This window comes from Paenarthrobacter sp. TE3676, assembly GCF_056279165.1.
This window is the reverse complement of sequence record NZ_JBWBQU010000002.1, coordinates 67,814-85,113: the sequence shown is the minus strand read 5'-3', so window position 1 is coordinate 85,113 and position 17,300 is coordinate 67,814. Positions and strand designations below refer to the sequence as shown.

The following is a 17,300-nucleotide window of genomic DNA, read 5'->3' as shown; positions in this document are numbered from 1 at the left end:
AGGTAAGGTTAGCCTAAGCTAACACCCTTCCCGGCGTCGAATGTTCCCCTGTGTGACGTTGATCGCTCCTGGTCAGCTTCGCGGCAGCGGTAGCTCAGCCGCTATATCGCGCAGCAGGTTCACGGCAAGTCGAATGTTGGGACTGGCTGTCATCGATTTGCGGTAGACAACACCAACGGACCGTTGTTGGACCGGACGGATCACCGGGATGGCCACGACTCCGTCAGGAAGGGGAGGTCTTCCGAGCCTCGGTACGAGTGCCACGGCCACACCTTGTTCCACCATGGCGATGTGGGTGGAGAAGTCGGGGTCGTAAATACGGATGTTGGGGACCTTGCCCAGTCCAGCGAAGATCTGCAGGAGTGCTTCGTTGCAGATGGCTCCCGCCGGGGTGCTGATCCACGTCTCGTCCAGAAGGTCTTCAGGCTCGACGGCGGTGCTCGCCGCCAGCTGGTGGGTGCTGTTGACGAGGACGTCGGCTTGGTCGATGCAGAGGTCTTCATGCACCAGGTTCTCCGGGATCACCAAGGGTACCGAATTCCAGTTATGTACCACCGCGAGTTCGGCCTCGCCAGAGGCGATTCTTTGCACCGCCTCCCGCGGATCCTCAGCCAGTACGGTGATGCCCAGGGTCGGGTGGGCAGCTGCGATGCGCCCGAGCATGGGCCCCACCAAGCCCCTGCAAGCCGTGGAAAACGCGACGAGCCTCAGGAGTCCGGAAGGCTTTGCAGGATCGGCGAGCAGGGTAGCTTGCAGTTCCTCGAGCTCACCCATGATCCGCCGGCCATAACCTGCAAGAGCCAAGCCACGCTCTGTAAGGAGCACCCCGCGGCCGCTGCGTTCCAGCACAGTGACGCCGGTCTGCTTCTCAAGTTTCTTGATTTGCTGCGAAATTGCCGAAGGGCTGAAGCCCATAACGTCCGATGCCGCCACCACTGAGCCGTGCTGCTCCACTGCGACCAAGGCCCTAAGTGCTGAGATGTCGATCATGAAGCAAATCTACGCTGTTCCATGTGGAATTCAACGCTGGTGCTTCAACCAAAAACGGGCCAGAGTGTACTTGTGAACCTTCGCCACTCTGCCCTTGCCCTCATGGTCGCTGTTCTTTGGGGCATTAACTTCGTCGCCATCGATCTCGGTCTCCACACGAACGGCAGGGAAGTCCCGCCCCTGCTCTTCGTCGCCATGCGCTTCTTGTTGGTGGTGTTTCCCTTCATCCTGTTCATCCGCAAACCAGACGTGGGCTTGAAGGCGATTGTCGGCGTCGGGCTCTTCATGAGTGCCGGTCAATTCGGCCTCCTGTATCTGGGCATGGCGCTTGGCATGCCCGCCGGCCTGGCATCGCTGGTGCTGCAGGCACAAGTGCTGTTCACCATCTTGCTTGCGGCGAGACTCCTGGGCGAGAGGCCGAGCCGGCGACAACTGGCGGGTGTGGCGCTGGGCATCGCTGGCTTGGCAGTGGTGGCCTTGGGGCGAAGTGCCGTGGCTCCGGTTCTGCCGCTCATGATCGTTCTTGCCGCGGCGTTATCGTGGGCGATCGGGAATGTGGTGGCCCGGCACACGAAGGCCGCTTCCGGCTTGGGGTTGGTGGTGTGGTCCGGTGCCGTGGTGCCGCTTCCGTTGGCTGGCTTATCGCTGGTGGTGGATGGGCCTGACATCGTGTGGGCAACGCTCACGGACCTGCAGCCGGCCACCATCCTGAGTGCGATCTACACGGCCGTGTTCGCGTCCCTGATTGGATACGGCATTTGGAACCGCTTGTTGTCGCTGTACCCGAGTTCCGACGTCGTGCCCTTCACGCTTTTGGTTCCCGTGGTGGGGATGACGGCCGCGTGGCTTGTCCTGAACGAGATTCCTACCTTGACCGAAATCGTGGGCGGATTGATCCTGCTCCTCGGAGTTGCCACCGCAGTGCTCGGCGCCGGAGGCAAGATCCGTCCCGAAACACCCGTTGTGAGGCCCGCTCTGCTGCCCTAGATCGGGCGAAAGCGCGCAAAGCAGGCCCCACAACGCGAGGGCCCCGCAAAGCAGGCCCCACAACGCGAGGAGTCAGAGCAGTTTGAAGATGGTCCGGTGCCAGTCTTTCCGGGTGACGCCTTCCAACTCGAACATCACGTGCTTCACCTGGGTGTACTCCTCAAAGGAGTAGGCGGACATGTCCTTGCCGAACCCGGATTGCTTGAAGCCGCCGTGGGGCATCTCGGAGACGATCGGAACGTGGTCGTTGACCCACACGCAGCCGGCCTGGATCTCGCGGGTTGCCCGCAAGGCCCGCTGGAGGTTGTTCGTCCAGGCCGAGGCGGCCAGTCCGTAGACGGTGTCGTTGGCGAGGTGGATAGCTTCGTCGTCCGTTTCGAACGGGAGGACCGCCAGGACCGGGCCGAACACCTCGTCCTTCACAATTTCAGAGTCCGGCGCCGCGTCAACAACCAGTGTGGGTCGGTAAAAGGCGCCATTTTCCAGGCCCTCGTCCGTAGGGGCGTATCCGCCTGCCATCACCTTGCTGTAAGTGCGGGCGCGGTCCACCATCCCGGCTACGTGGTCGCGCTGCTTGAAGGATACGAGGGGGCCGAGATCGGCGTTGGTATCCCCAGGGATGCCCAGGACGAGCCCATCAAAGCGGGCGGCCACCTTCGCTACGAACTCCGCATACACGCTCCGGTGCACGATAGCCCTGGTGGCTGCGGTGCAATCCTGACCGGTGTTGATCATTGAACCGGCCACGGCCCCATGAACGGCGGCGTCCAGATTGGCGTCGTCGAACACCACGAAGGGTGCCTTGCCGCCCAATTCGAGGTGCACGCGCTTCGAGTTGACGGCCGCGGCCTCCAAAACTGTGCGGCCAACCGCGGTGGACCCTGTGAAAGAGACCATGTCCACGTCGGGGTGCCGCATGAGCGCAGCCCCAACCGTGGCGCCGTCGCCCACCACCACGTTCACCACGCCGTCGGGCAGTCCGGCGTCACTGAGCGCTTGTGCGAACATCAGCGACGTCAACGGAGTGATCTCGGCAGGCTTGAGAACGATTGTGTTGCCTGCGGCGATGGCGGGAAGGATCTTCCATGCGGCCATTTGCAGGGGGTAGTTCCAGGGCGCGATGGATCCCACCACACCGATGGATTCCCGGCGTATGGAGGAAGTGTGTTGGGGCGAATACTCGGCGGTGGCCTTGCCCTCGAGGTGCCGTGCGGCACCTGCGAAGAAATCGATGTTGTCGATGGTGCCGGGGACGTCGAACTCCCGGGTCAGCCGCAGCGGTTTGCCTGTCTGAGAACTCTCAACCCGGGCGAATTCCTCCGCACGATCTTCGATGATGCGGGCGAATTTCTGCAGGATCCCGGCGCGTTCACCCGGCGCGGTGCGGGACCATGACGGGAAGGCGCTGCGGGCCGCCGCCACTGCCGACTCCAGATCCGCAAGTGAAGCGAGTCCCACCGTTTCCACTACCTCCGAGGTGGCCGGATTGATGACATCGAGGCTGCTGCCAGAGGTTCCGGAGAGCAGTTTTCCGTTGATGAACTGATGCATGAGGGTGCCGTGCTTTCCCTGCCGGGCGTCGCTGTCCGGGCAGTGCTGAATGGACGACGCCGGATGGTGGCGTCGTGCGGGGAAGGTGGGTTGCGTTGTTGGTCAGGCGGCCGGTCGCGCCAGCACCCCGTCAGGCCTGCGGTGGCTGCTTGCTCTCGCGTTCGGCGCTGTCCAGGATGGCCGAGAGGCCGGCCTGGAACGCCTTGAGGGAGTCGAGGTTTTGCAGTGCAGCGTGGTGTTTTTCAAGGAGCGGGCGACCGGTGATGCGCGTGAAAACCCGTGGGTTGAGCCAAGGATCGTGGCCCTCGGAGTCCGGGAGCCGCTGGATTTCAACCGCAATGCCGGCGCCGAGCGCAAGGGTGTAGCTTTCCAGGGCCGCGTAGTAGTGCACCACGCGGTCCTCTGCCAGCCCGGCATCGGTGAGGCATTGAAGGACGAACTCGATTGCCTTTAGCTCGCCGGGGCCATAGGTGTCCGTAGCGAACGACTCGCTGCCCAGGGAGGGATGCTGCATGAAGGCTTTGAGGAGTTCGTCAAGGTAGGCCTCCAGCCGGGCACGCCAGTCCTGGTCGCGTGCTGTGGCCAGCGTGCGCTCGACGGACATCAGGAACAACCGGTCCAGTGCTGCCCTGACGATTGCGTCCCTGTTCCGGAAATGCCGGTAGACGGCCGTGGCGTCCACCTCGAGTTCCTGTCCCAGTCGTCGCACGGTCAGCCGTTCCCCGAGCTCCTGGCTGGAAATCCGCAGGACGGCGTCAATGATGGTGGCCGGGTCCAGGCGCGTTCGGCGGTCCGTCGACTGTGCTGGCTGCACCATCAGTTGTCCGCCTTCCATGCGTTCCCGGGTTGATTATCAACCTACATGATTCATGGCTTCCTCCTTTCAAGGACCAGTCAAAGTCTTTGTCAGCATTGATGTCAACACTGTTGACTTAAGTGTGATCCGGCTCATAGTGTGTCTCGCAGAGTTGAATTTCCCCACGAAAGGACTCGACCATGCACGCCGAGATTTTGTTTGAGAACGGATGGGTGTACACCGGCAATGACGCCGGCCCACTGCGCGCAAACCTTGCCATAGCCGAAGGCCGCATCATCGCCGTCGGAACACCCGACGAGCTTCACGGTTCGGTCACGCCGGAAACCCGCAAGGTGGACCTGCAAGGGCAACTGGTGGTGCCGGGCTTCCAGGATGCCCACATCCACCCCATCTTCGCCGGGATCGAGTTGCTTCAGTGCGACCTGACGGAGGCCACCGGCGCAGAGGAAGCCGTGGCGAGGGTGGCCCGTTACGCAGCCGACAACCCGGATGAACCCTGGATCCTGGGCGCTGGATGGTCCATGGATTTCTTCCCGGGCGGCACTCCAACACGGAAACTTCTGGACGCCGTGGTGCCGGACCGGCCCGTCTACCTCGTCAACAGGGACCACCACGGCGCGTGGGCCAACACGGCAGCGTTTGAGGCGGCGGGAATCGGCGCGGAAACACCTGATCCTGAGGGCGGCCGGCTGGAACGTGAAGAAGACGGGACGCCCGCCGGCACAGTTCATGAGGGGGCCATGGACCTGTTCAATGCGGTCAAGCCAGCGGTGCCGTATGCGTTGGCGTACCAAGGCCTGCTCGCCTCTCAGCAACTGCTGCTATCGCAGGGCATCACGGCCTGGCAGGACGCCTGGGTTCCCATTCCCGAGGGGGAACATGCCGATCATCTGGACGTCTACATGGACGCGGCGAAGGCGGGAGACTTGAAAGCCCGGGTCACCGCATGCCAATGGTGGGACAGGACAGCCGGAATGGCCCAGCTGGAAGCAATCACGCAACGCCGGGACAGGGTGGCCGATTCCCTCGACCACCATCAGCTCAACGCCAACACCGTGAAGGTGATGGTGGACGGAGTGGCAGAGAATTACACAGCCGCAATGCATCACGTCTACCTCGATCACCACGGCCACCACACGGATAACCGTGGCATCGAATTCTTCGAGCCCGAGGAGCTGAAGGAATTCGTCACCGCGATAGATGCTTCCGGCATGCAGGTTCACTTCCATGCTCTCGGCGACCGCGCCGTGACGGGTGCTTTGGACGCGCTGGAGGCAGCGCGGGACAGCAACGGGACGAACGACAACCGGCACCACCTGGCGCACCTTCAGGTGGTCCGCAGCGAGGATGTTCCACGGTTTGCCGGGCTGAATGCGGCGGCCAACGTCCAGGCTCTCTGGGCCTGCCATGAAGAACAGATGGACACCCTCACCCTCCCGTTCCTGGAGCCCGGCGCCGAGGACAGGCATTACCCCTTTGGCGAGCTTGCTTCGGCAGGAGCCCGATTGGTGGCCGGAAGCGACTGGCCTGTCTCCACCGCGGACCCGATTGCGGCCATCCACGTCGCAGTAAACCGCATAGCGCCGGGGGAGGACCTGCCCCCACTCGGCCCGGAATCGCAAAAGCTCAGCCTCAAACAGATCCTGGATGCCTACACGCAGGGCTCAGCGTGGATCAACCACTTGGAAACGGAAACGGGAACGCTGGAACCAGGAAAACTCGCCGACCTTGCCGTACTGGACCTCAACGTCTTCGACCTCCCTGCGCAGGAGCTGCACCGGTCGGTGGTGACGCAGACGTGGATTGGGGGCGAATGCGTCTATGACCGCGCGCTCACCCGAGACAGTCAAGCTCAACCCGCCTCGGTAATGCCATGAGGCCGCAGCCAGCGCCGCAGCCCGCGCAAGGTGCCGTGCGTTTGAAACAGCGGACGACGCCGTCGCGCATCACCGCGGTTGGGGTCGCCGCAGTCGTGGCCGGGCTGGTCCTGGGCGGCTGCGGTGTTCGGCCCGCCAGCGTGGCTGACGCCGCGGACGGAGCCAAGTTCACCATGTCCGACTCCACGCCGGCCCCCACCAAGGAGATCGAATACTTTAACTGGGCCATGTACGCGGAGCCGTTCTCCCTGGACTATGCGTACGCCTTCGACTACCCGGACAACACTGTCCTGTCCAACGTGTGCGAGTCGCTGTTCCGCTGGGACGCTGACCTGTCCACGGCGCCGGGCCTGGCCACGGGAGTTGAAAACCCTGATCCGCTGACCTGGATTTACACCATCCGGCAGGGCGTAAAGTTCCACGACGGAACCGAGATGACAGCGGACGATGTCGTAGCCTCCTTGAGCCGCCACGTGGACCCCGAAGTGGGATCTTTCTGGGCCTCCGCCTACCAGAACGTGGAGTCCATCGAGAAGACCGGCGACTTCGAGGTCACGGTGACCACCACCCGGCCGGACTACGTGTTCAACAGCTCCTTGGTGGGAGCAACAGGTGTGGTTGAGTCCGCCGAGACGCTGGAAGCTGCCGGCAAGGACTATGGCAACTCAAGCACCGGCGTGAACTGCACCGGCCCCTTCCAATTCGAGCAATGGGAAGCCGGTGAAAGCATCACCCTCAAGCGCTTCGATGACTACTGGGACCCGGAACTCAAAGCCAAGTCCCAACAGGTCACCTTCAAAATGCTGCCCGATGCCACATCACGCATCAATGCGTTCCAGACCGGAGAAATTGATGGCGGCTTCGCGATCCCTTCCAATGCCATGGACATCCTGAAAGCCAACAAAGATGCCGGTTCGCTGTACTTCGGCGAGGACACGTCGGTGCAAAGCCTGGTGTTCACCAACCTCGGCGGCACCTTCCAGGACGTTCGGGTCCGTAAGGCACTGATGATGGCAATCAACCGGGAAGCCTTGATCAAGGCGGCCGAACAGGGGTACGCGAAGAAGACGGACGCATTGACCACCAAGAGTGTGTGGAAGGACGTTGCATCGCAAACTACGGACGAGGCTTTTGACGGCCTGCTGTCCACGCCCTATGACCTGGAAGAAGCCAAGAAACTTGTCCAGGAAGCAGGTGCCGAGGGTAGTAAGTTCGTCTTCGCCACCGCGTCACTGAACGCAGCCTTCGACATCACGGCACGGGCCATCGCATCGGCAGCCAAGGAGATCGGCCTGGACCCGGAAATCCAGACCATGTCCAACGACAAATACACCACGCTGTTTTCAGACCCCGAGTCACGCAAGAACGTGGACCTCCTGGTGACCTCTTGGTATCTCTCCAGCACCGAGCCCTTGGAAATGTACAGCGTGCTGCGAACCGGCGATTTCAGCAACTACGGCGGCTGGAGCAACCCGGAATTCGATGATCTGGTGAACTCCGCCTACGGCGTGCAGGACCCCGACGCCCGGGGCAAACTGACGGGCCAGGCCGCCAAACTGGCCAGCGACGAAGTGGTGTGGGGGCCGCTCTACGAGACCGTCACGTCCATGTGGCTGGGCAAACGCATCACCGGGGCGGACCCTTCCATCAACTACATGTACTTCCCGTGGGCAGCCCAGATAGGAGGTCGCTGACATGACCGCTACAGATCAAGTCCAAGCAACCACCGCGCCGGGCGCTCCCACCCGCCAGCGGGATAAACGCAGCGCAGTCCGACCGGCGGTGTACATCGTGAAGAAACTGCTGGCCCTGGTGCTGACGTTGTTTGTTGCCTCACTGGCCGTGTTCTTCTCACGCTTCCTGGTTCCCGGCGACCCGGCACGCTTCCTGCTCAGGGGACGCAGCCCCAAGCCTGAGGCACTCGAAGAAATCACCCGGCAGTTCGGCCTGGATAAACCGGCTTGGGAACAATACCTGAACTGGCTAGGTGGAATTCTCCAAGGGGACTGGGGCCGCTCGCTGACCTACCGCCAGGATGTCTCCGACGTCTTACTGGGACGGTTGCCCACCACCCTGCAACTGGTGGCGCTCGCAGCAGTGTTCATCACGGTCCTGGGATTGTTCGCCGGCATTGTGGCCAGCCTCAACAAGGGCTTCGGTGACCGCTTCATCCTCATCACGCTCACCGCTGCGGGGGCAGTGCCGCCGTTCGTGGCAGCCATCGCTTTGGTAGCGCTCTTCTCCGTGGGCCTGGGCTGGTTTCCCTCCTTTGGAAGCGGCGACGGCGGATGGGACCGGATCTGGCATCTCACCCTACCGGCGCTCGCCTTGGGCATCACCTACATCGCCATGGTGGCAAGGGTGACCCGTTCCTCCATGAACGAGCAGTTGCTCCGCGAACACGTTGAGGTGGCAACCAGTCGCGGCCTTACCCGCGGATCGGTGGTGGCACGCCACGTGCTGCGCAATGCACTTGGGCCCATCCTCACCGTGAGCGGCGTGCTGGTGGCCGGCCTCCTGGTCTCCAGCGCCATCATCGAGCGGACGTTCGGTCTGTCCGGCATCGGGCAGCTCCTGGTGCAGTCCATCGACAGGCTCGACTTCGGCGTCGTTCAAGCAATCGTCATGGTGGTGGTGGCTGCTTTCGTCCTGGTCAACACCGTGGTGGACCTCGTCCAACCCCTCATTGATCCGCGTATCGCGGCCGGAACGGAGTCCCGATGACGTTAGCCATCCAACTGCCGCAGGCGGGCCTTCGCCGTTACGGCAGCCTCCTGTCACCCATGGCGTGGGGCGCGCTCGCCGTTGCCGCCGCCGTCGTACTTCTCTCACTATTCGCCCCGGTTCTGGCGCCGTACGACCCCGACTATGTGGACCTCAACAACGTCCTGGCCGGTCCAAGCGGACAGCACCTGCTGGGGACCGACGCGCTGGGTCGTGATCTCCTTAGCCGGCTCATGCACGGCGGGCGGACCTCCCTGCTGGGGCCCACCATCGCGGTCATCGGATCCACTGTCCTGGGTCTGCTGCTGGGCCTGGTGGCCGGCTGGTCCGAGGGCTGGCTGGGCAAGGTTCTGGGCCGCCTTTTCGATCTCCTCTTTGCTTTCCCTGCACTGCTCATGGCCATGCTCGCCATTGCCTTGTTCGGCAAGGGGCTTTTTGCTCCCATCCTGGCCATGACCATCGCCTACGTTCCGTACGTTGCCAGGCTCGCGCAGTCGCTGGTGGTGGCTGAGCGCAGCCGACCCTATGTCCAGGCCTACCGCGTGCTCGGATTCCGGACGCCCTGGGTGGTGCTGGGACGGGTTCTCCCCAACCTGATTCCCACTGTGGGCGCCCAGTCAACACTGAACTTTGGTTATGTGTTGGCCGACCTCGCAGCGCTCTCCTTCATCGGACTCGGGGTCCAGCCGCCCACCAGCGACTGGGGCGCCATGATCGAGGAATCCCGCGGCGCGCTGCTGGGCGGCTACATCCTGCCGGCCTTCTGGCCCGCGTTGGTAGTGGTCCTGGTGGTAGTGGCCGTCAACGTCATCGGCGAGGAACTCTCAGACCGCATCGGAGGAAAACTTTCATGAGCCAGCTCTTGCAGATCGAAAACTTTACGCTCGGTTTTCCGGGCAGGCCGCCCCTGCTGGACAGCGTCTCCCTGCACGTGAACGACGGCGAAGCGGTCGCCTTGGTGGGGGAGTCCGGCTCAGGCAAATCGCTGACTACCCGGGCCGCCCTGGGTTTGTTTCCTGGTGGCTCGCAGTCCTCCGGCATCGTGTCGGTTCAGGGCCTCGACACTCTCACAGCGAGCGAACAACGCCTCATGGAGCTGCGACGGAGACGCGCTTCCATGATCTTCCAGGATCCTCGGGCGGGCATCAATCCCGTTCGGACCGTGGGGGATTTCCTCACTGAAACCTTGGTGAGACTGGATGGTTTGTCCCGGGCCGAGGCCACGGAACGGGCCGTGACGCAACTGGAACAGGTGGGCCTGCGACGTGCCAAGGAGCTCATGGACCAGCACCCGTATCAGCTCTCGGGCGGCATGCTCCAACGTGTCATGATCGCAGCTGCACTACTTAACTCACCGGATCTGTTGCTGTGCGACGAGCCCACCACGGCCTTGGACGTCACTACCCAGGCGGGGATCGTGAGGCTCCTCCGCGAAGAGCAACAGTCACGGGGAATGGGCATGCTCTTCATTACGCACGACCTCAATCTTGCGGCCAGCTTGCGTGAACGCGTCTACGTGCTTCGCCGGGGGGAAGTGGTGGAGCACGGGCCAACCCGGACTGTCTTTCTGACGCCGGAGCAGGACTACACCCGGCAGCTGGTTGAGGCTACCCCTGTGATTGAAGTGGGCGGCTTGGCTGCGCCTGTGGTCGTGGGGTCCCCGCTGCTGAAGGTTTCGGGGCTATCAAAAACGTACCAACTGCCCCGCGGCGAAATCATCACCGCCTTGGACGACGCCGGTTTCAGCCTCCCTGAGGGTGGGTCGTTGGGGATCGTGGGTGAATCCGGGTCCGGAAAGTCCACCTTGGCACGACTGGTGGTGGCGCTGGAAACCGCCACATCGGGTGAACTCACGTTGCGGGACGTCCCCCGGCCGCGCCGGGCCCTGAAGGCCTCTGAACGGAAAGTCCTGGCCAGGGATGTCCAGATCGTGTTCCAGGACCCCTACCTCTCTTTGGACCCGCGCATCCCTGTAGGAAACGCTGTGGCAGATGTCTTCCGCCTGCATCAGAAGCAAGGACGCAAGGAAGCCAAAGACAGCGCCCGGGTCCTGTTGGGGCGGGTGGGCATCGGACCGGAACGTTTCGACGCACGGCCTCGTGCCCTCTCGGGTGGGCAGAGGCAACGGGTTGCGTTGGCCAAGGCGCTCGCTGCCCGCCCCCGTCTCCTGGTGCTGGACGAGGCCACCAGCGCCTTGGACGTCTCTGTCCAAGCCCAAGTTCTGGAGCTCGTGGAGGAATTGCGGGACCAGCTCGGACTGACCATCTTGTTCGTCACCCACGATCTGGCTGTGGTCTCACGGATTTGTTCCGAGCTCCTGGTGATGCATCAGGGCCGGATCGTTGAGCAGGGGCCGACGGCTCGAATCCTTGAGGACCCTGGGGACGACTACACGCGAAACCTCATCGCCTCCCGTCCCCGGCCATTGTGGGACGCCGAGCCGGTCACTGCCTGACCGGTGAGAGATTGACCATTGAAATAGGAGAATTTCCCGTGAATACCACCGTTTTCGAACGGAATGTCCCGCAGGCCGCCGTCGTATCCCGTGCCTTGGAGGGCGCGGCCCACCGGCCGTTCTGGATCGACCACCTCAAGGACTCAGCCACACGCTATCCGCAACTCGACGGCGACGCTGCCGCGGACCTCGTGATCGTCGGTGGCGGCTATACCGGATTGTGGACGGCGCTGCGTGCCAAGGAACGCGATCCCGGCCGGACGGTGATCCTGCTGGAAGGGGAGCGGGTGGCATGGGCAGCTTCGGGCCGCAACGGCGGCTTCTGCGAGGCGAGCCTCACCCACGGCCATGAGAACGGCAAGAACCGCTGGCCTGATGAGCTGGAGACCCTCGACCGGCTGGGCATGGAGAACCTGGACCGCATGCAGGAAGCCGTGGAGAAGTACGGCATGGATTGCGAATGGGAGCGCACCGGTGAACTGAACGTTGCAGTGGAACCGCACCAGGTGGCTTGGCTCAAGGAGGACGAAAGCCCCGGCAGCGTCTTTCTGGACCAGGAAGCAGTGAGGGCAGAGCTCAACTCTCCCACCTACCTGGCCGGCCGCTGGCATAAAGACTCCGTGGCGATGGTCCACCCATACAAGCTGGGACTTGAGTTGGCTCGGGTGGCAACGGAGCTGGGCGTGGTGATCTACGAGGACACTCGCGTGCGCGAGTTGAAGGACCACGAACAGGGCGTCACCGTTGTTACGGAGCGAGGCAACGTGGAAGCGGACAACGTGGTCCTCGGTACCAACGTGTTTCCGTCACTGCTCAAACGGAACCAGCTGATGACGGTGCCCGTCTATGACTACGCGCTGATGACCGAGCCCCTGAGCGCGGAGCAGTTGGAGTCCATCGGATGGTCCCAGCGGCAAGGGATCGGGGATGTTGCCAACCAATTCCACTACTACCGCATTACCAAGGACCACAGGATCCTGTTCGGTGGCTATGACGCCCTCTACTTCTGGGGCCGGCGCGTGGACCAGCGGCACGAGCACCAGCCAGCGACGTGGGAGAAGATCGCCTCGCACTTCTTCACGACGTTTCCGCAGCTCGAGGGCCTGAAGTTCACCCACAAGTGGGCCGGACCCATCGATTCGAGCACCCAGTTCTGCGCGTTCTTCGGCACGGCGCGGAAGGGACGGGTGGCGTATGCGGCAGGATTCACCGGACTCGGCGTAGGGGCCACGGCATTTGCAGCCGACGTCCTCCTGGATCTCCTGGCCGGTCTGGATACCGAACGCACCCGGGTGGAAATGGTCCGGAAACGGCCCCTGCCCTTCCCTCCTGAGCCGCTCGCTTCCCTGGGCATCAACCTGACACGCTGGTCCATGGACCGCGCCGATCACAATCAGGGAAAACGGAACCTGATCCTCAAAGCGCTCGACGCCGTCGGGTTGGGATTCGACTCCTGACCCCTTTCGTTGCGGGGCCTGCTTTGCGCGTTTAGATCCCGCGTTAGCGTGTAGAGCGGGCCTCGCAACGCAGGGCGGGTTCGTTGTGGGGCCTGCTTTGCGCGTTTAGGTCCTGCGTTAGCGTGTAGAGCGGGCCTCGCAACGCAGGGTTGGTGGGTGAGTTATCGCTTAGGGGTTGGCTTGCGTGGGGTGGAAGCGCTCGACGCCGGACGCTTGGCCGGCGTCGTTGGCGTACGGGGAGCGGGACGCTTCACGGGAGTAGCCTTCGCTGCACCGGACGATCGCGGAGCCGAAGCAGCCGGGCGTTTGGTGGGGGTTCCTACACGCGGAGCCGGTTTGCGGGGTGCGGGAGTGCGCTTTACAGCCGGTGGCCGTCGAACTGGAGTTCCGGCCCGCGAACCAAACGACGGCACCACCGCTCCCAGGAAAAGCACGCCCAGGGTCCCAAAACCTGCCACGGCTGCCAAGTAAAAGTAGATGTCTGAATCCTGGGTGCTCACGGCACTGCCCAGAGCATTGGCGTCCTGGTTGAACGCGATTCCCCACATGCGCAGGAAGGCGATGCTGCAACCGATGAAAAGGCTGGTCCCCGCGGCCCCAAGGAGGACCACAAAGTAGCGTCGCCGGTTGAAGACCTGCACGATGGACGCCAAATAGCAGATCAGCACGGAACCGAGGAACAAGTACAGCACCAGTTCCTCAAGCACCACGGCGGCCAGCACCAACAGCCCGAGCGAGACGAACGCGGACACCACCGCAAGCTTCCCGCTGTTCCCCATGTGACGCATGAGGTTAATCATCGCCGACCAAGTGGCCACGCCACGCCGTCGTACATTGCAGTTGGATACCGTTGCTAGGCCCGCTCTGCGTCGTATGAGCCCGTCAGAATGCGCAGAGCGGGCCCCACAACGGGCTGACCAAACCTACTTGATGACGTACCCATGCATGATGGTCATGACGGCAGCGACGCTCTGCTCGCGGGTGCGCTCAGGGTTGTACGTCTGCCGGTCGAGGCCAACCACGAAGATGGCACCAAAAATTGCCGCCTCCAAGGATCCCCGGGCAATGCTCTCATCAACCTTGTAGCCGGACGCCACGCTCTCCACCGCGGAACCGATCACGGCCAGGAGTTCAGCGCGAAGCTCGGCAAACACGGCACTCCATTCACCGGGAGTGCGCCAGTTTTCGCTGACCCACAGGCGGGCGAAGGAGGGGTAGTCGTCCATGAATTCCATGGCTTGGCCCACCATGTTGGTCATGGATTCCAGAGGGTCGTTGGCCTGTCCGCGGACGTCCTGGAGCCGGACCAGCATAATGTCCACACCGTGCCGCAAGAGCTGCGCAATGAGGTCGGACTTGCTGCCGAAGTTGTAATAGACAGTCCCCTTGGACACCCCGGCGGCGGCCGCGATTTCATCCACGGTTACCCCCGCAGCGCCGCGCTCGCCGATCAGCTCCATGGAGGCCTCGAACAGGCGCTGCTTGGTGGCGTTGGTGCGGCCGGGGCGGAGTTTCTTCTCCGAGAGACTGGCGCCGGTTTCGGAAGGAACCGGCTCGGTGGTGCTCATACTGCGATCTCCGGCTTCAGCGTCTTGAGGGTCCACATCTTGTGCTTGCGGACAGCGAGCGTTGACAGTGCCGCTCCCAGCAAAGTGTATCCAAGCAGACCCAGTACGGTTGGCCAGATCATGCTGAGTTCACCGCCGTAGATCAGGTGCCTCATGCCGGTGACCACGTATCCCATAGGCAGGACCTCGTGAACAACATGGAGCGGCATGGGGGTGGTTTGCCACGGGAACGTTCCGCCCGACGAAACGAGCTGCAGGACCAGCAGGATCAGCACCACGAACTTTCCGGGCGTGCCCATGAGCGCCACGATGCCTTGGATGATCGCGCTGAACGCCATCACTGCTGCAAGCATGAACAGCCACATCCCGATCGGGTGCGCGGGGTTCAGGCCCAGGCCGAGATTCACCACGAGGGTGAGGATGGTGGCCTGCAGCACGGACACCACGAAGAACGGCAGCCAGCCTCCGACGGCGATTTTCCAGGCGGGGGCGTTCGAGGCGAGGGCCCGTTGGGTGATGGGTCGCATGGCCTGGACCAGCATGAATACGCCGATCCACAGTGCGAGGGTCAGGAAGAACGGTGCCAGGCCGGCGCCGTAAGAGCCCGCCTTGGCCTGGGAGACGTTGTCCACGGCCACGGGATCCGCGATCACCTTGGACACGCTGCTCTTCTGTTCATCGTTCGGGTTGGGGATGTCTCCCGCGCCCTTGGCGAGCTCGGTGGCCAGGGTGTGGGCGCCGTCGGAGGCTGTGACTCCGCCGCTGGCGAGCTGGCTGGCGCCGTTGTCCAGTTGGCGGGCGCCGTCGTCGAGCTTGCCGGCCCCTTCCAGGGCGGTTTGCTGCCCCGCGGCCAACGTTGAGGCGCCCGTGCTCAGTTGCCCGGCGCCGTCGGCAGCCTTCGAGATCGCGTCGGTCAGGGCTGGTGTCGCGGCGGCGAGCTTGGATGCCCCGGCGCTCACGGCAGCTGAACCGTCCGATAGCTGCTGGATCTTGGCCGCATCACCAGTGATCTTGGTCTTCGCGTCCGTCACCGGGCTCGATGCTGCGGCGGCGTCAAAGTCCGCCAGGACCTTGTCGGCCTGCTCCTGCGTCAGGACACCGGCAGTCACCAGTCGTGCGTTGGATTCCACCACGCGGTTGCGGAGGCCCTTGTCTGCCGCTTCGAGCTGTCCGACGACGTCCTGGACTTTTGCGTTCAGCTCGGCGTTTCCGGCGGCTACTTGCGCTGCGCCGTCGGCGAGTTTCTGCGAATCACCAGGAAGGGTAGCGGTTTTATCCTTGAGCTCGGTCAGTCCCGAACTCAGCTGGCCGGCACCGGTGTTCAGTTGTACCGCGCCATCCCGCAATTGGGTCTGGCCGGCCACGAGTTGGTCGGCGCCGGTCACTAACTGAGTGGTGCCGTCGTGCAGGGTTGCGGCACCGTCACTGAGTTTGCCAACGCCCGTGGCCAACTCCGAGGCGCCATCAGCAGCCTTCACGATGGACGCATGGATGGTGCCGAAGCCGGTGAGGAGCTGGTTTGCGGTTTCCTCGCCCACTTCCTTGGCCACTGTGGAGTGGACGGCTGTTGTGAGCTTGTCCACGATGGTGCTCAGGAGGTAGTTGTTGGCGTCGTTGGTGGTGACGTGCAACATGGCCTGGTTGGCGGCGTCGAAGCTGCCCGGGGAGACCAGGTTGGCGGAGAAATCCTTGGGGATGCGCAGCGCGAAGGCATACTCACCCGTACGAACACCCGCATCGGCGTCCTCGGCGCTGGACACCTGCTTCCAGTTGAAGACGTGGCCCTCAACCAAGCTGTCTGCTACCTTCTTGCCGGCCTGCAGTTCGGTACCGTCCGACGACGTTGCTCCCGTGTCTTCCACCACCAAGGCGGCGTCGATCTGGTTCAGGTTGCCGTACGGATCCCAGTTCGCGTAAAGGTACACGGCGCCGTAGAGCAACGGGACCATGGTCAGGGCGAGGATGGTCAGCTTGGGCAGGAGCCCGCCGGTCATGCGCTTGAGTTCGGAGCGGGCGAGCCGCAGAACAGTCACTTTGCAGTCCTTTGAAGGTTTACGGATTCAGGTTGGGCAGCTGCGGATGTTTCAGATGCCGGTTCGGCCGCGTGCTTGGCTTTGGGCTCGACGGCGGCTGCTGGCTTGGGCTGGGCGGGCCCGGTTTGGGTTGTCTTTTCTTTGGCCGGGGCGGGTTTCGCTTCCGGTTCAGGGGGATGCGTGACGGAGTTTCCAATCACCGCCGCGGGGCCGGTCCAGTTGTCCGGGAGGGAACCCACGACGGCGACGACGGCAAGTGGCCGCCCGGCGTCGGACGCCAATGCCTGAAGTCGCGGTAACCACGACGCGGAATCAGCACTGTGGCGATCCGGGGAGTCGACAACAAGGAGGTCGGTGGCCGGATCTGCCAAGGCAAGCGCGGTGAGGAGTTCAAGTCGGCGGGTGGCCGGAATTTGTTCTATCCAGAGTCCGGCGATGTCCTCGAAGCTGTTGACCTTCAGCCATGGCTTGCTCAGTAGGGCGCCACGGTAACGGCGGGGGATGAGGGAGAGGTCTTCGGTGACCAGATCGCGGACACTCAGGTGCTGCTCGGGTTCGTTGACGCCGGGGGAGTCCACCAAGGCGCTGGCGAGGCGGATTTTCTTGGTCTTGGAGGTGTTGTCCCAGCTCAGGATGCCGTCGCTTGGCTTCATGCGGCCGCTCAGAGCCAACGCCAAAGCGGTCCGCTGGTCCTGGCCCTCTCCGGCCACGAGCAGGAGTTCACCGCGGCGGACTTGCAGTGACGTTGCCGGGAGGAGATCGTCCCGGCGGCCGTTGATCTGGAGTTGCTGTACGGACAGCACAATGAAGCCTTTCGCAGAAATGGTGTCTGCTGAAAGTC

At 63.2% G+C, this 17,300-nt stretch carries 14 protein-coding genes; 7 read left to right on the top strand and 7 right to left on the bottom strand.

The annotated features are described in order from the left end of the window. Positions 1–72 precede the first annotated feature (72 nt). On the bottom strand, positions 73–990 hold the full coding sequence (locus ACZ881_RS04225; RefSeq protein WP_476112768.1) for a LysR family transcriptional regulator: 918 nt from the start codon (positions 988–990) through the stop codon (positions 73–75). A 72-nt stretch (positions 991–1,062) separates the two neighbouring features. On the opposite strand from ACZ881_RS04225, the gene ACZ881_RS04220 reads away from it, so the two are divergent. Then, the gene (locus tag ACZ881_RS04220) at positions 1,063–1,977 is read left to right on the top strand and encodes an EamA family transporter (protein WP_476112766.1); all 915 of its coding nucleotides are present in this window, start codon (positions 1,063–1,065) and stop codon (positions 1,975–1,977) included. A gap of 72 nt (positions 1,978–2,049) precedes the next feature. Here the strand turns inward: ACZ881_RS04220 and ACZ881_RS04215 are convergent, their stop codons facing one another. Further along, a complete protein-coding gene (locus tag ACZ881_RS04215) occupies positions 2,050–3,528 on the bottom strand; it encodes a gamma-aminobutyraldehyde dehydrogenase (RefSeq protein WP_476112764.1) in 1,479 nt (492 codons plus the stop codon). Positions 3,529–3,658: 130 nt separating this feature from the next. Continuing rightward, positions 3,659–4,345: a TetR/AcrR family transcriptional regulator gene (locus ACZ881_RS04210; RefSeq protein WP_476112762.1), complete on the bottom strand. Its 687-nt coding sequence runs from the start codon at positions 4,343–4,345 to the stop codon at positions 3,659–3,661. A 179-nt stretch (positions 4,346–4,524) separates the two neighbouring features. Between ACZ881_RS04210 and ACZ881_RS04205 the strand changes: the two genes are divergently transcribed. From ACZ881_RS04205 to ACZ881_RS04180, 6 genes are read left to right on the top strand one after another with little or no spacing between them, the layout of a single operon-like run. Beyond that, complete coding sequence (locus ACZ881_RS04205) at positions 4,525–6,222, top strand: amidohydrolase (protein WP_476112760.1); 1,698 nt, start codon at positions 4,525–4,527, stop codon at positions 6,220–6,222. Then, on the top strand, positions 6,219–7,916 hold the full coding sequence (locus ACZ881_RS04200; RefSeq protein WP_476112758.1) for an ABC transporter substrate-binding protein: 1,698 nt from the start codon (positions 6,219–6,221) through the stop codon (positions 7,914–7,916). Before ACZ881_RS04205 ends, ACZ881_RS04200 begins: the two co-directional genes overlap by 4 nt. A 1-nt stretch (position 7,917) precedes the next feature. Beyond that, entirely contained in the window at positions 7,918–8,946 is a 1,029-nt protein-coding gene (locus ACZ881_RS04195) for an ABC transporter permease (protein WP_429331283.1), read from the top strand. Further along, entirely contained in the window at positions 8,943–9,800 is an 858-nt protein-coding gene (locus tag ACZ881_RS04190; RefSeq protein ID WP_476112755.1) for an ABC transporter permease, read from the top strand. The genes ACZ881_RS04195 and ACZ881_RS04190 overlap by 4 nt, the downstream gene beginning before the upstream one ends. Further along, positions 9,797–11,401 (top strand): dipeptide ABC transporter ATP-binding protein, encoded by a 1,605-nt coding sequence (locus ACZ881_RS04185; protein WP_476112753.1) that lies wholly within the window; start codon positions 9,797–9,799, stop codon positions 11,399–11,401. The genes ACZ881_RS04190 and ACZ881_RS04185 overlap by 4 nt, the downstream gene beginning before the upstream one ends. A gap of 38 nt (positions 11,402–11,439) precedes the next feature. Next, positions 11,440–12,858, top strand: coding sequence for an NAD(P)/FAD-dependent oxidoreductase (locus ACZ881_RS04180; RefSeq protein WP_178993376.1), 1,419 nt, complete (start codon positions 11,440–11,442; stop codon positions 12,856–12,858). A 161-nt stretch (positions 12,859–13,019) separates the two neighbouring features. On the opposite strand, the gene ACZ881_RS04175 is transcribed toward ACZ881_RS04180, so the two are convergent. The 4 genes from ACZ881_RS04175 to ACZ881_RS04160 all read right to left on the bottom strand — a co-directional run bounded on the left by ACZ881_RS04175 (position 13,020) and on the right by ACZ881_RS04160 (position 17,262). Next, positions 13,020–13,637, bottom strand: a complete 618-nt coding sequence (locus ACZ881_RS04175; protein ID WP_476112751.1) for a hypothetical protein — start codon at positions 13,635–13,637, stop codon at positions 13,020–13,022. A gap of 144 nt (positions 13,638–13,781) precedes the next feature. Next, the gene (locus ACZ881_RS04170; RefSeq protein WP_364307911.1) at positions 13,782–14,426 is read right to left on the bottom strand and encodes a TetR/AcrR family transcriptional regulator; all 645 of its coding nucleotides are present in this window, start codon (positions 14,424–14,426) and stop codon (positions 13,782–13,784) included. Continuing rightward, positions 14,423–16,459: a YhgE/Pip family protein gene (locus ACZ881_RS04165; protein WP_179018694.1), complete on the bottom strand. Its 2,037-nt coding sequence runs from the start codon at positions 16,457–16,459 to the stop codon at positions 14,423–14,425. Before ACZ881_RS04165 ends, ACZ881_RS04170 begins: the two co-directional genes overlap by 4 nt. Further along, positions 16,456–17,262, bottom strand: coding sequence for a P-loop NTPase family protein (locus tag ACZ881_RS04160; protein ID WP_476112748.1), 807 nt, complete (start codon positions 17,260–17,262; stop codon positions 16,456–16,458). The genes ACZ881_RS04165 and ACZ881_RS04160 overlap by 4 nt, the downstream gene beginning before the upstream one ends. Positions 17,263–17,300: the final 38 nt, after the last annotated feature.